Below are 15,979 nucleotides of genomic sequence, written 5' to 3'. Positions count from 1 at the left end.
GTCCAACACCCCCGCGAACACCGGGAACACGTCATACAGACCACGCCCCATCCCCACCCACTGACCACCCTGACCCGAGAACACGAACGCCGACCCGCCCGAGTTACGGGCCTCGCCGGTCACCAGCCCGGGGTGCGCCTCCCCCCGCGCCAGGGCCGCCAGTGCGTCCGGTCCGGTCACCACGGCCCGGTGGGCGAACCGGGTCCGCGCGGCGAGCCCGGCGCCGACGCCCTCCGGGTCGGGGGCCTCCTCGGCCACGTACGCCTGCAGCCTGCGGGCCTGGGCCCGGAGCGCCTGTTCGGACTTGGCCGACAGCAGCCACGGCACCGGCACGACGGGCGCGGGCGCGGCGGCGGGGACGGGGGCAGGCGCGAGGGCGGCGGGCGACCCGGACGAGGGACCCTCAGCCGGGTCCGGGTCCGGAGCCGGGTCCGGGGCCTCCAGGATCACGTGCGCGTTGGTACCGCTGATGCCGAACGCCGAGACGCCGGCCCGGTGGGGGCGCCCCGTCTCCGGCCACGGGCGGCCCTCGGTGAGCAGTGAGACCCGGCCCACCGACCAGTCGACGTGCGAGGTCGGCGCGTCCACGTGCAGCGTGGGCGGCAGTTGACCGTGCCGCATCGCCATCACCATCTTGATCACACCGGCCACACCGGCGGCGGCCTGGGTGTGGCCGATGTTCGACTTCACCGACCCCAGCCACAACGGCTCCACCCGGTCCCGGCCGTAGGTCGCCAGGATTGCCTGGGCCTCGATCGGATCGCCGAGCGTGGTCCCGGTGCCGTGCGCCTCCACCGCGTCCACGTCCGCCGTCGAGAGGCCCGCGTTCGCGAGCGCCTGACGGATCACCCGCTCCTGCGACGGACCGTTCGGCGCGGTCAGCCCGTTCGACGCCCCGTCCTGGTTCACCGCCGAACCCCGCACCACCGCCAGCACCCGGTGACCGTTGCGACGCGCGTCGGAGAGGCGCTCCAGCAGCACCAGCCCCGCACCCTCACCCCACGCCGTGCCGTCGGCGGCCTCGGCGAACGCCTTCACCCTGCCGTCGGCCGCGAGCCCCCGCTGGCGGGAGAAGTCGACGAAGGCGGCGGGTGTCGCCATGACCGTCACCCCGCCGGCCAGCGCCAGCGAGCACTCCCCCGCCCGCAGCGCCTGCGCCGCCAGGTGGATCGCCACCAGCGACGACGAACACGCCGTGTCCACCGACACCGCCGGACCCTCCAGCCCCAACAGGTACGACACCCGCCCGGAGGTCACACTCGTCGCCGTACCGGTGGCCACGTAGCCGTCCGCGTCACGCGAGATCTGGTCCACTCCGCCCGCGTAGCCGGACGCCCAGATGCCGGTGAAGACGCCCGTCCGGCTGCCCCGCAGCGACGTCGGATCGATCCCCGCGTCCTCGAACGTCTCCCACACCGTCTCCAGCAGCACCCGCTGCTGCGGATCCATCGCCAGCGCCTCACGCGGCGAGATCCCGAAGAACGCCGCATCGAAACCGGCCGCGTCGGTGAGAAAACCACCCGACCGTGTGTAGGACGTCCCGGGAGCACCGGCCGGGTCGTAGAGACGGCCCACGTCCCATCCGCGGTCCGACGGGAAGTCCCCGACCGCGTCCACCCCGCCCGACACCACCTCCCACAACTCCTGCGCCGACCCCACCCCACCCGGATACCGGGCCCCCAGCCCGACCACCACCACCGGATCACCCGACACCGGCGCAACGGCCGGCACGGGGGCGGACGTCCGGCGCTCCCGGCCGAGGACCACCTCGCGCAGGTACTCGGCCAACCTGGCCGGGGTCGGGTGGTCGAAGATCATCGTCGCCGGCAGCCTGGTTCCGACCACCGTGGAGAGCCGGTTGCGCAGTTCCACCGCGGTCAGCGAGTCGAAGCCCAGCTCCTTGAAGGCCAGGTCGCCGTCGACCTCGTCGCTGCGGCCCAGGACGGCCGAGGCGTGGCTGCGGACCAGGTCGAGCAGGACCTCGCGCTGCCGGGCCTCGGGGAGCGCTCCCAGGTCGCCCGCCAGCCCGGTGGTCCGCACCGGTTTGCGGGCACGTGCCAGCGCTCGCAGCACCGGCCGGTCGCCCAGCGCGGACACCTTGAGCACGGCCGCGACCACCGCCGGCTCCGCGCTCTCCAGACCCCCGTCGAAGAGCCCGAGTCCGTGCCCGGTCGCCATCGGCAGCAGGCCCGCGCGGGCGAGGCGTGCACCGTCGGCCTCGGACATCCGCCCGGTCAGCCCGCTGGTCTCGGCCCAGTGGCCCCAGGCCAGCGACACCCCCGGCAGGCCCCGGGCACGCCGGTACGCGGCCAGGCCGTCGAGGTAGGCGTTCGCCGCGGCGTAGTTGGCCTGGCCGGGGCTGCCGAGCGTTCCGGCCGCCGAGGAGAAGAGGACGAACGCCGTCAGGTCCCGCCCCCGGGTGAGGTCGTGCAGGTTCCAGGCCGCCCGTGCCTTGGGGTCCCAGACCGCGGCGAGGCGTTCGGGGGTGAGGGATTCGACCACGCCGTCGTCGAGCACGCCGGCGGCGTGGACGACGGCGGTCAGCGGGTGCGCGGCCGGAACCGCGTCCAGCACGGCCGCCAGCGCATCGCGGTCGGCCACGTCGCAGGCGGCCACCGTCACCGACGCACCCAGCGCGGCCAGCTCCTCGCACAGCTCCGCCCCGCCACCACCACGACCGACCAGCAACAGGTGCCGCACACCCCGCTCGGCCACCAGGTGCCGGGCCACCCGACCGCCCAGCGTCCCCGTACCACCGGTGATCAGCACCGTACCCACCGCATCGAACGCCACCGGAACGGTCAGCACGATCTTCCCCACATGCGCCGCCCGACTCATGAACCGGAAGGCGTCCCTCGCGCGGCGGACGTCCCAGGCGGTGAGCGGCGGCAGACGCAGCTCACCGGTGCCGAGCAGCCGGACGGCCTCGGCCAGGATCTCGCCGAGCCGCTCCGGTCCCGCGTCGGCCAGGTCGAAGGCCAGCACGCCGGGCCGGATGTCGGCCTTGCCCATCTCCACGAACCGGCCGCCGGGCGCGAGCAGCCGCAGGGAGGCGTCCAGGAACTCGCCGGACAGCGAGTTCAGCACCACGTCGAAGGGTCCGAACCGGTCGGCGAACTCCAGGGTCCGGGAGGAGGCGATGTGCTCCTCGTCCAGGCCCAGGGCGCGCAGGACGTGCCACTTGGCGGGACTCGCGGTCGCGAACACCTCCGCCCCGAGCCGCCGCGCCAGCTGGATCGCCGCCATGCCGACACCACCGGTACCGGCATGGATCAGCACCCGGTCACCGGCCCCCAGCCCACCCAGGTCGCACAGCCCGTACCAGGCCGTCAGGAACGCGACCGGCACGGTGGCCGCCTCGGCGAACGTCCACTCGTCGGGGATGCGGACCAGCACCCGCTGGTCGGCGACGGCCACCCGGCCGAACGCGCCGGGCAGCAGCCCGGCGACCCGGTCGCCCGGCCGAAGCGCGGTCACCTCGGCACCGACCTCGGTGACGACGCCCGCGCCCTCGCTGCCGAGCAGCGCCGGGTCCGGGTAGACGCCGAGGGCGATCAGCACGTCCCGGAAGTTCAGGCCGGCCGCCCGCACGGCGACCCGGACCTCGTGCGGCCCGGGCGGGGCCTGTTCGTACGGCAGGAAGGCGAGGTCGTCCAGGCTGCCCGTGGCCGACCGGGTCAGCCGTCCGTCGTACCCCGCCTCCGGCGCGGAACGCACGAGCCGGGGCACGAGGACGACACCACGGCGCACGGCCACCTGGTCCTCGTCGCCGACCGCCAGGCCGTCGGGCAGCTCGTCGGCGTCCACCAGGACGAACCGGCCGGGGTGTTCGGACTGCGCGGACCGGACCAGGCCCCAGACGGCCGAGGCCTCCGGGTCGCTCACCGCGTCACCGGGAACGGCGGCGACCGCGCCGCGGGTGTGCACCACGAGCCGTTCGCCGGGCCCGGCCAGGAACTCCTGGACGGCCGTCAGCGCCTCGGCGACCGAGCCGGGCGAGACCACGGCGTCGCCGAGCGCGCCTTCACCGGGAGTGAGCGGAACCCAGTCGAGGGCGTACAGCGGGCCGCGTTCGGCCATCGGGCGGGTGGTCAGCGCCTCGATGGTCGCCACGGGCTCGCCCGACCGGTCCGCCAGGTGGACGGCGAAGGTGCCGGGGCGCACCACCGTCAGCCGCACGCGCGCGGAGGTCACGCCGGTGCGGTGGACCGCGATCCCGCCCAGCGAGAACGGCAGCCGCGCCTCGCCCTCGGTGCCGGACAGCAGGGCCAGCGGTTGCAGGGCGGCGTCCAGCAGGGCCGGGTGGACGGAGTACCGGGCCGCGTCCGGCACGGTGACCTCGGCGAACACCTCGTCGCCTCGGCGCCACACCGCCTGCACGGCCTGGAAGGCCGGCCCGTACTCGTAGCCCGCCGCGGCGAGCGTGTCGTAGAGCCCGGTGACCGGTTCCGCGCCGGCCGGCGGCCACTGCGTCAGTTCCTGCCCGGCCACGGGCTTCCCGCTCACCGTGGCGGTGGCGTGGCGGACCCAGCCGTCCGTGCGGGAGCGGACGTCGACCGTGCGGCTGCCGGTCCCGTCCGGCTCGCCGACGACGACCTGCACGTCCACCGCACCGTCCGCGGGCAGGACCAGCGGCGCCTCCAGGACCAGCTCCTCCACGGCCGCCCCGGCCGCCCGCACCACCAGTTCCACGAACGCCGTCGCGGGCAGCAGCACCGTCCCCAGGACGGAGTGGTCCGCGAGCCAGGGGTGGGTGGCCAGGGAGAGCCGGCCCGTCAGGACCCGCTGCTCGCCGACCTCCACGGCGGCGCCGAGCAGCGGGTGGTCCACCGAGTCGAGCCCGGCCGCGGACACGTCTCCCGCGCCGGCGGCGAGCCAGAACCGGGTCCGCTGGAAGGGGTAGGTGGGCAGCGCGACCCGCTCCCCCTCGGGGGACGGCCACCGCACCGGGACACCCCCGACGAACAGCCGCGCCGCGGCGGACAGGAACTCGGCCGGGGTGCCGTGGTCACGGCGCAGGGTGCCGGTCACCAGCCCCGTCTCGTGCTCCTCCAGCGCGGGCGTGAGCACGGGGTGCGGACTGATCTCGACGAAGACGGGGCGGCTGCCCGGGTCGAGCAGCAGTCGGGTGGTCCGGTCGAACAGGACGGGTTCGCGGAGGTTGCGGTACCAGTAGCCGGCGTCGAGCCCGGCGGTGTCCATCGGTCCGGCGGTGACGGTGGAGTAGAAGGGAATCTCGGCGGACCGGGGCCGGACGTCGGCGAGGTCGGTGAGCAGCTGCTCACGGATCGCCTCGACCTGCGCCGAGTGGGCGGCGTAGTCGACCGGCAGACGGCGGGCCCGGACACCGTCGGCCTCACAGGCCGCCAGCAGCTCCTCCAGCGCGTCCACGTCGCCCGACACCACCACCGAACCCGGGGCGTTGACGACCGCCACCGTCAGCCGGTCGCCCCAGCGGGCCACGAACCCGACCGCCCGCTCGTGCCCGAGGCCGACCGACACCATCCCGCCCCGGCCGGCCAGAGCCACCAGGGCCCGGCTCCGCAGAGCCACCACCTTCGCGGCATCCTCCAACGACAACGCACCCACCACGCACGCCGCCGCGATCTCCCCCTGCGAATGCCCCACCACCGCATCCGGCTCCACACCATGGGCACGCCACAGCGCCGCCAGCGCGACCATCACCCCGAACAGCGCCGGCTGCACCACATCCACCCGCTCCAGCGAACCCCCACCCGTCAACACCTCCACCAACGACCAGTCCGTGAACGGCGCCAACGCCGCATCACACGCATCCACCACCTCCCGGAACACCGGCTCCGAGACGTACAACTCCCCACCCATCCCCACCCACTGCGCACCCTGCCCCGGAAACACGAACACCGACCGGCCCACCGCACCGGCCACACCCGTCACCAGACCCGGCACCGACCGCCCCTCCGCCAGAGCCCCCAACGCCCCGACACCGTTCAGTACCGCCCGGTGCTCGAAGCACGACCGCCCCGCCAGCGCCCGGCCCACCGCAGCCGCGCCGACCCCCGGGTGCCCGGCCAGGAACGCCCCCAGCCGCCGCGCCTGCTCCCGCAACGCCGGCTCCGACTTCGCCGACAGCACCCACGGCACCACCCCGCCCGCCGGCTCCGCCGAACCAGGCACCGGCTCCTCGTCGGCAGCCTCGATCACCACGTGCGCGTTGGTGCCGCTGATGCCGAACGCCGAGATGCCCGCACGACGCAGCCGGCCGTTGTCGGGCCAGGGCCGGGCCTCGGTGAGCAGCCGGATGTTCCCGGACTCCCAGTCGACGTGCGAGGTCGGCGCGTCCACGTGCAGCGTGGGCGGCAGTTCGCCGTGCCGCATCGCCATCACCATCTTGATCACACCGGCCGCACCCGCCGCCGCCTGGGTGTGGCCGATGTTCGACTTCACCGACCCCAGCCACAACGGCTCCACCCGGTCCCGGCCGTACGTCGCCAGCAGCGCCTGCGCCTCGATCGGGTCACCGAGCCGCGTCCCCGTGCCGTGCGCCTCCACCGCGTCCACGTCCGCCGTCGAGAGGCCCGCGTTCGCGAGCGCCTGACGGATCACCCGCTCCTGCGACGGACCGTTCGGCGCTCCGAGGCCGTTGGAGGTGCCGTCCTGGTTCACCGCGGTGCCCCGCACCACCGCCAGCACCCGGTGCCCGTTGCGACGTGCGTCCGACAGGCGTTCCAGCAGCAGCAGGCCCGCGCCCTCGGCCCAGGACGTGCCGTCGGCCGCCTCGGCGAACGCCTTCACCCGGCCGTCGGGGGCCAGGCCGCGCTGCCGCGAGAACTCCGTGAACCCCAGTGGGGTCGCCATCACCGTCACCCCGCCGGCCAGCGCCAGTGAGCACTCCCCCGAGCGGAGCGCCTGGGCCGCCAGGTGGATCGCCACCAGCGAGGACGAGCAGGCGGTGTCCAGTGAGACCGCCGCGCCCTCCAGTCCCAGCAGGTAGGCGATCCGGCCGGAGGTCACGCTGGTCGCGGCGCCCGTACCGAGGTAGCCCTCGGCGTCGGCGGGTGCCTGGTCGCCGTAGCCGGAGGCCCAGATCCCGGTGAAGACGCCCGTCCGGCTGCCCCGCAGCGACGTCGGATCGATCCCCGCGTCCTCCAGCGTCTCCCACGCCGTCTCCAGCAACACCCGCTGCTGCGGATCCATCGCCAACGCCTCACGCGGCGAGATCCCGAAGAAATCGGCATCGAAACCGGCCGCATCGTCCAGGAAACCACCCGACCGCGTGACCGACGTCCCGGGATGATCCGCATCCGGATGGAACAACCCCTCCACGTCCCACCCACGATCCGACGGGAACCCCCCGATCGCATCCACCCCACCCGACACCAGAGCCCACAGCTCCTCCGGCGACCCCACCCCACCCGGCAGCCGGCACCCCATCCCCACGATCACCACCGGATCCGACGACACCGCACCCACCACCGGCACCACCGACACCACACCCGCACCGAGGATCCCGGTCAGCAGGTGCTCGGCGAGCTGACGCGGGGTGGGGTGGTCGAACGTCACGGTGGCGGGCAGGCGCAGGCCGGTCGCGGTGTTGAGCCGGTTGCGGAGCTCGACGGAGGTCAGGGAATCGAAGCCGAGCTCCCTGAACGGCTGCCGCTCCCAGCCGGCCCCCGGTTCCTGGTGACCGAGCACGGCGGCGGTGGTGGCGGTGACCAGGTCGAGGGCGGCACGGAGCCGTTCGGCCTCCGGCAGCGTCCGCAGACGGTCGGCGATCGCGCCCTGGCGCGCCGGGCGCCGGGCCGCCTTGCGGGCGAGGAGGCCCTTGAGGGCCGCCGGGGCCGCCGGGGCGTCCGCCAGCACGGACAGGTCGAGGCGTACCGGCACCAGCGCGGCCCGGTCCGCGGCCAGGGCCGCGTCGAACAGTGACAGTGCGTGGTCGGTGGCCAGCGGCACCACCCCGGCCCGCGTCAGCCGGTCCTGGTCGGTACCGGTCAGGTGCCCGGTCATGCCGCTGGCCTCGGCCCAGTAGCCCCAGGCCAGCGAGGTCGCCGGCAGTCCGAGGGCGCGCCGGTGCACGGCGAGGGCGTCGAGGAAGGTGTTGGCCGCGGCGTAGTTGGCCTGGCCGGGGCTGCCGAGCGTTCCGGCCGCCGAGGAGAAGAGGACGAACGCCGTCAGGTCCCGCCCCCGGGTGAGGTCGTGCAGGTTCCAGGCCGCCCGTGCCTTGGGGTCCCAGACCGCGGCGAGGCGTTCGGGGGTGAGGGATTCGACCACGCCGTCGTCGAGCACGCCGGCGGCGTGGACCACGGCGGTCAGCGGGTGCGCGGCCGGAACCGCGTCCAGCACGGCCGCCAGCGCATCGCGGTCGGCCACGTCGCAGGCGGCCACCGTCACCGACGCACCCAGCGCGGCCAGCTCCTCGCACAGCTCCGCCCCGCCACCACCACGACCGACCAGCAACAGGTGCCGCACACCCCGCTCGGCCACCAGGTGCCGGGCCACCCGACCGCCCAGCGTCCCCGTACCACCGGTGATCAGCACCGTACCCACCGCATCGAACGCCACCGGAACGGTCAGCACGATCTTCCCCACATGCGCCGCCCGACTCATGAACCGGAACACGTCGACCGCTTCGCGGACCGCGCGCACCTCCAGCGGCAGCGGGGTGAACCCGCCGTCCGCGAAGGCCGCCATGACGGTGTCCAGGATCTCGCCGAGCCGCTCCGGTCCCGCCTCGGCGATGTCGAACGCCCGGTAGACGATGCCGGGATGGTCGGCCGCGTCGCGGATGTCGGTCTTGCCCATCTCCACGAACCGGCCACCGGGCACGAGCAGCCGCAGCGAGGCGTCGACGAACTCGCCGGACAGCGAGTCCAGCACCACGTCCATGGACGGGAACCTCTGCTCGAACTCCAGGGTCCGGGAGGAGGCGATGTGCTCCTCGTCCAGGCCCAGGGCCCGCAGGACGTGCCACTTGGCGGGACTCGCGGTCGCGAACACCTCCGCCCCGAGCCGCCGCGCCAGCTGGATCGCCGCCATGCCGACACCACCGGTACCGGCATGGATCAGCACCCGGTCACCGGCCCCCAGCCCACCCAGGTCGCACAGCCCGTACCAGGCCGTCAGGAACACCACGGGCACCGACGCGGCCCTGGCGAACGACCAGTCGCCGGGCATCCGGACCAGCACCCGCTGGTCGGCGACGGTGACCGGGCCGAAGGCGCCGGGCACCAGGCCCATGACGCGGTCGCCGGGCCGGAAGCGTGAGTCCGGGCCGGTTTCGAGGACGACGCCCGCGCCTTCGCCGCCCATCAGGGCCGCGCCGGGGTAGACGCCGAGGGCGATCAGCACGTCCCGGAAGTTGAGTCCGGCCGCCCGCACGGCGATCCGGACCTGTCCGGGACCCAACGGCTCCATGAGCTCCGGGCGGGGCACCAGCGCCAGGTCGTCGATGCTGCCGGTGCCGGTGTCCTCCAGCCGCCAGGTCCCGTCCGGCGGGGTGAGGCCCGCGCCGACGCGCACCAGGCGGGGGGCGTACAGCGCCCCCCGGCGCACCGCCAGTTCCGGCTCGTCCGTGCCGGCGATCAGCGCGGGGTCCCAGGTCGGGTCGGCGTCGACCAGGACGAACCGGTCGGGGTGCTCGGCCCGCGCGGACCGGACCAGGCCCCAGACCATCGAGTGGTGGAGGCCGACCACGTCACCGGGCACGGCGGCGACCGCGTCGCGGGTGACGACCACCAGCCGCGGCCGGTCGCCCGCCAGGTGCTCCCGGATCACGGCGAGGACGCGCCGCGCGCTCTCGTACGCCGCCTCGACGGTGTCCGCCCCGGGCTCCGGCCCGGCCACCTCGTGGACGGCCGGGTCCGCGGCGGCGCCGCCCGTCGGTGCCGGTTCGAGCGGGACCCAGTCCAGTGCGTACAGGCTGTCCGGGACGGCGGTGGCGTCCCGGACGGTCAGCGACGTGACGGCCGCGACCGGGGTGCCGTCCCGGTCGGCCACGGCCACGGCGTAGGTGTCCGGCCCGGTGGCGGACAGGCGGACGCGCAGCGGCCCGCGGGCGGCCTGCCGGATCGTCACCCCGGTGAACGCGAACGGCAGGCCGGTGCGGTCGGTGAGGAACGCCATGGGGTGCAGGGCGGCGTCGAGCAGCGCGGGGTGCAGGGCGAAGGGTTCCTCGGCGGGAAGCTCCACCTCCGCGTAGACGGTGTCACCGACCCGCCGGGCCGCCGTGACGCCCTGGAACGCCGGTCCGTACTCGTAGCCGAGCACGGACAGCGCGTCGTAGAGCCCGTCGACGTCGAGGGGCTCACCGGCCGCCGGCCAGTCCCAGGCGCTCAGCACCGGCTCCTCGCCCAGCGTCCCGGTGGCGTGCCGCACCCACGCGTCGCCGTCGTGCGAGTACACCGTGAGCGGGTTGCGGCCGTCGTCCCCGGGGCCCACGACGACCTGGAGGTGAACCGGGGCGTCGTCGAGGACGAGCGGCGTTTCGAGCACCAGCTCCTCGACCGCGCGGCCGAGCCGGCCGGCCGCGTACGCCGCCATCTCCGCGAACGCGGTGCCGGGCAGGAGGACGGAGCCCCGCACGGCGTGGTCGGCCAGCCACGGGTGGGTGGCGAGCGAGATCCGTCCGCCGAGCACCGCGCCGTCGGGCAGTGCCACGAACGTGCCGAGCAGCGGGTGGTCGCCCGACGCCGCCGGGACGGGCCGCAGCCAGTACGGCCGGCGCTGGAAGGCGTACGTCGGAAGGCCGACGGGCTCGGTGCCGTCCGGGAGCCGCCAGTCGACGGGGACACCGCGGACGTGCAGGCGGCCGAGCGCGGTGAGGAAGTCGTCCCGGTCGCGCCGGAGCGTGCCGGTGGCGAGGACCTCGGAGCCGTGGTGGTGACCGGTCTCCTCGACGGCGGAGACCAGGACCGGGTGGGGGCTGACCTCGACGAGGACGGTGTGCCCGTGGTCGAGCAGCAGTCGGGTGGTCCGGTCGAACAGGACGGGTTCGCGGAGGTTGCGGTACCAGTAGCCGGCGTCGAGCCCGGCGGTGTCGACCGGTTCGGCGGTGACGGTGGAGTAGAAGGGGATCTCGGCGGACCGGGGCCGGACGTCGGCGAGGTCGGTGAGCAGCTGCTCGCGGATCGCCTCGACCTGGGCCGAGTGGGCGGCGTAGTCGACCGGCAGACGGCGGGCCCGGACACCGTCGGCCTCACAGGCCGCCAGCAGCTCCTCCAGCGCGTCCAGGTCACCCGAGACCACCACGCTGTCCGCCGAGTTGACGACCGCCACCGTCAGCCGGTCGCCCCAGCGGGCCACGAACCCGACCGCCCGCTCGTGCCCGAGGCCGACCGACACCATCCCGCCCCGGCCCGCCAGAGCCACCAGGACCCGGCTCCGCAGAGCCACCACCTTCGCGGCATCCTCCAACGACAACGCCCCCACCACGCACGCCGCCGCGATCTCCCCCTGCGAATGCCCCACCACCGCATCCGGCTCCACACCATGGGCACGCCACAACGCCGCCAAAGCCACCATCACCCCGAACAGCGCCGGCTGCACCACATCCACCCGCTCCAGCGAACCCCCACCCGTCAACACCTCCACCAACGACCAGTCCGTGAACGGCGCCAACGCCGCATCACACGCATCCACCACCTCCCGGAACACCGGCTCCGAGACGTACAACTCCCCACCCATCCCCACCCACTGCGCACCCTGCCCCGGAAACACGAACACCGACCGGCCCACCGCACCGGCCACACCCGTCACCAGACCCGGCACCGACCGCCCCTCCGCCAGAGCCCCCAAAGCCCCGACACCGTTCAGTACCGCCCGGTGCTCGAAGCACGACCGCCCCGCCAGTGCCCGGCCCACCGCAGCCGCGCCGACCCCCGGGTGCCCGGCCAGGAACGCCCCCAGCCGCCGTGCCTGGTCCCGCAGCGCCGGCTCCGACTTCGCCGACAGCACCCACGGCACCACCCCGCCCGCCGGCTCCGCCGAACCAGGCGCCGGCTCCTCGTCGGCCGCCTCGATCACCACGTGCGCGTTGGTGCCGCTGATGCCGAACGCCGAGACGCCGGCCCGGCGGGGACGCCCCGTCTCCGGCCACGGGCGGGCCTCGGTGAGCAGCGAGACCCGGCCCGCCGACCAGTCGACGTGCGAGGTCGGCGCGTCCACGTGCAGGGTCCGCGGCAGTTCGCCGTGCCGCATCGCCATCACCATCTTGATCACGCCCGCCACACCGGCCGCCGCCTGGGTGTGGCCGATGTTGGACTTCACCGACCCCAGCCACAGCGGCTCGTCCCGCCCCTGGCCGTAGGTCGCCAGCAGCGCCTGCGCCTCGATCGGGTCACCGAGCGTCGTCCCCGTGCCGTGCGCCTCCGCCGCGTCCACGTCCGCCGTGGACAGTCCGGCGTTGGCCAGCGCCTGACGGATCACCCGCTCCTGCGACGGACCGTTCGGCGCCGCGAGGCCGTTCGACGCGCCGTCCTGGTTGACCGCCGAACCCCGCACCACCGCCAGCACCCGGTGCCCGTTGCGACGCGCGTCCGACAGCCGCTCCAGCAGCAGCAGGCCCGCGCCCTCGCCCCAGGACGTCCCGTCGGCCGCCTCGGCGAACGCCTTCACCCGGCCGTCGACCGCGAGGCCGCGCTGCCGCGAGAACTCCACGAACCCCGCCGGCGTCGCCATCACCGTCACCCCGCCGGCCAGCGCCAGCGAGCACTCACCCGCCCGCAGCGCCTGCGCCGCCAGATGGATCGCCACCAGCGACGACGAACACGCCGTGTCCACCGACACCGCCGGACCCTCCAGCCCCAACAGGTACGACACCCGCCCGGACGTGGCGCTGGTGGCCGTTCCGGTGGCGAGGAAACCTTCGAGGTCCGGCGGCGGCTGGTTGCCGTAGCCGGAGGACCACAGGCCGGTGAACACGGCCGTGCGGCTGCCGCCGAGCGTGGTCGGGTCGATGCCGGCGTGCTCGAAGGTCTCCCAGGCGGTCTCCAGCAGCACCCGCTGCTGCGGGTCCATCGCCAGCGCCTCACGCGGCGAGATCCCGAAGAAGTCGGCGTCGAAGCCGGCGCCGTCGGCGAGGAAACCGCCCGACCGGCTGTAGGTCGTACCCGGCCGGTCCGGGTCGGGGTCGTGGACGACGTCCCATCCGCGGTCCGGCGGGAACTCGGTGATCGCGTCGGCGCCGTCCGAGACGAGCCGCCAGAGGCCGTCCGGGCACTCCACTCCGCCCGGGTAGCGGCAGCCCATGCCGATGATCGCGATCGGCTCGCGCGCGGCCTCCTCCATGGCGGAGAGGCGCTTGCCGAGCACCCCCAGGTCGGCCGTGGCGCGCTTGAGGTACGTGCGGAGCTTCTCTTCGTCGGACATCGCTACTCCTAAGCGTTGCGGGACTCGCCCGAGCGGATGACCTCGGTCCTGCGGTGCGCGTCGTCGAGCAGGCTGAACAGTTCGTCGTCGCTGGCCTCGTCGACACCGGCCGCGGAGCCGGTGCGTTTGGCGGTCCAGGCCGCGAGGAGCCCTTCGAGGCGGGCCGCGACGGTCTCGTAGTCGGCCTCGGCGGCCGCCGCGTCCAGGGTGGACTTGAGCCGGTCGAGTTCGGCGAGCAGGGGATCGGGTCCGGTGCCGTGCAGCCGTGCGTGCACGTGGGCGGCGAGGCGGGCCGGGGTGGGGTGGTCGAAGACGAGCGTGGCGGGCAGGCGCAGACCGGTGTCCGCGTCGAGTTGGTTGCGCAGTTCCACGGCGGTGAGGGAGTCGAACCCGATGTGGGTGAACGCCCGGTCGGGGTCGACCGCCTCCGGTGACGCGTGCCCCAGGACGAGGGCGACCTGGCCCACGACGAGCCGCAGCACGTCGTCCTGCGTCCACACCCGGTCGGCGGTCCGCCTGCGCCGGGGCCGTACCAGCTCCCGCAGCAGGGCGGGCGGGTCGCCGGCCCGGCGCAGGGCCGGCAGGTCGAACCCGACGGGGGCGAGGGTGGGGACGCCGGCGGTCAGCGCGGCGTCGAACAGGGCCAGCGCGTCCGCCGTCGGCAGCGCCCGCACACCGGCCCTGGCCAGGCGGTGCCGGTCGGTGGCGGTCAGGCCTCCGGTCATGCCACTGGCCTCCGCCCAGTAGCCCCAGGCGAGCGACACGGCCGGCCGGCCCTGGGCGTGCCGGTGGGCGGCGAGGCCGTCGAGGTAGGCGTTCGCCGCCGCGTAGTTCGCCTGGCCGGCGCCGCCCAGCACGCCGGCCGCCGACGAGAAGAGCACGAACGCCTCCAGGTCCGAGGTCAGTTCGTGGAGGTGCCGCGCCGCGAGGGCCTTCGGCTCCCACACGCGCGCGAACTGCTGCGGGGTGAGGGACTCCACGACGGTGTCGGCCAGCGTGCCCGCCGCGTGGATCACCGAGGTGACCGGGTGGTCGGCGAGCAGCCGCGCCACCGCATCCCGGTCGGACACGTCGCACGCCACGACGACGGCGGTCGCCCCCAGGGCGGCCAGGTCGGCGGTCAGCGCGGCGGCGCCCGGGGCGTCCGGGCCGCTCCGGCTGACCAGCAGCAGGTGCCGCACGCCGTGCCGGACGGCGAGGTGGCGGGCGATCGTGCCGCCCAGGGTGCCGGTGCCGCCGGTGACGAGCACCGTGCCCACCGGGCCGAGCGGCGAGGGCAGCGGTTCGGTCCGCGCCCGTTCGAGGCGGGGGACGTGGACGGCGCCGGCCCGGAGCGCGAGCTGGGGTTCGTCGCCGGCCAGCCGGACCTCGTCGCCGTCCTGACGGTCGACCAGCACGAACCGGCCGGGGTGCTCGGTGGCGGCCGACCGGACCAGGCCCCAGACGGCGGCGGCCTGCGGGTCGACGTCCTCGCCCGGCCGGACCGGCACGGCGTTGCGCGTGGCGACCACCATCCGCGGGGTGTCCGTGGCGAGGAAGTCCTGGATCACCCGCAGGGTCTCGACGGGCGATGCGGCGTGGTGGACCGGGACGTCCGGTGCGGTGGTCGCCGCTTCCAGGACCGGCCACGCCACCCGGTACGGCACGTCGCGCGCGGTGGCCCCGGTCGGCCGGCGCAGGGTCAGCGAGGCGATCCCGGCGACCGGCGCGCCCGAGTGGTCGGCGAGGGCGATCGCGCAGGTGTCCTCGCCGGTCAGGGTCAGCCGGACCCGGGCGTGCTCGGCGCCGCTCCGGCAGGAGATCCCGGCGAAGGAGAACGGCATCTTCGCCCGGTCGTCGGCCACGGTCACGGTCTGGATCGCGGCGTCGAGCAGGGCGGGGTGCAGGACGAACCGGGTTTCGCCGACGGGTGCGGCCACCTCCGCGTAGAGGGTGTCGCCGTCGCGCCAGGCCGCCCGCAGGCCCTGGAAGGCCGTGCCGTAGGCGAACCCGGCGTCGGCCAGGTCGTCGTAGAAGGCGTCGAGGCCGACGGCTTCGGCCTGCGGCGGCCACTGCCGTGCCCACGGATCCGATGGTGCGACGGGTTCGGCGCCCAGGGTCCCGCCGGCGTGCCGCACCCACTCGCCGTCCGTCCGGGAGTGGATCGAGAGGCTGCGCCGGCCGGCCCGGTCGGGGCCGACGGTCACGGACACCTGGACACCGTCCGCCACCACCAGCGGTGCCTCCAGCGTCAGGTCCTCGACCGACGGGGAGCCGACGTACTCGCCGGCCCGGAGCGCCAGGTCCACGAACGCCGCGCCGGGCAGCAGGGGCGAGCCCGAGATCACGTGCTCGGTGAGCCACGGCTGCGCGGCGGTGGCGAGCCGTCCCGTCAGCACCACGCCGTTGTCGTCGGGGAGTTCCATGGCGTCCCGCAGCACCGGGTGGTCGATCCGGCCGTCACCGGCCGGTGCCGCGGTGGTGGGGTGGAGCCAGTAGTGCTGGTGCTGGAAGGCGTACGACGGCACACGCACCGCCCCCGTGGCCGTGGTCGCCGGCGGCCTCCAGTCGACGGCCCCGTCCGCCCACAACCGCCCCAGCGCGGCGAACAACCGCTCCGGCGAATCACCACCACGACGCATCAGCCCACTGC

At 75.0% G+C, this 15,979-nt stretch carries 2 protein-coding genes; both read right to left on the bottom strand.

Annotation, left to right across the window (positions count from 1 at the left end; all coding sequences use genetic code 11):
* A partial coding sequence (locus ACFCX4_RS24650) for an SDR family NAD(P)-dependent oxidoreductase (protein WP_376146173.1) occupies window positions 1-13,347 on the bottom strand: 13,347 nt, incomplete at its 3' end.
* Window positions 13,348-13,355: 8 nt separating this feature from the next.
* On the bottom strand, window positions 13,356-15,979 hold a 2,624-nt coding region (locus tag ACFCX4_RS24645), incomplete at its 5' end, for a type I polyketide synthase (RefSeq protein WP_376146170.1).

The sequence above is a fragment of the Kitasatospora sp. NPDC056327 genome (assembly GCF_042261735.1).
Classification (GTDB): Bacteria; Actinomycetota; Actinomycetes; order Streptomycetales; family Streptomycetaceae; genus Kitasatospora.
The sequence above is the reverse complement of the archived record's forward strand: the minus strand, read 5'-3'. Positions and strand labels throughout refer to the sequence as shown.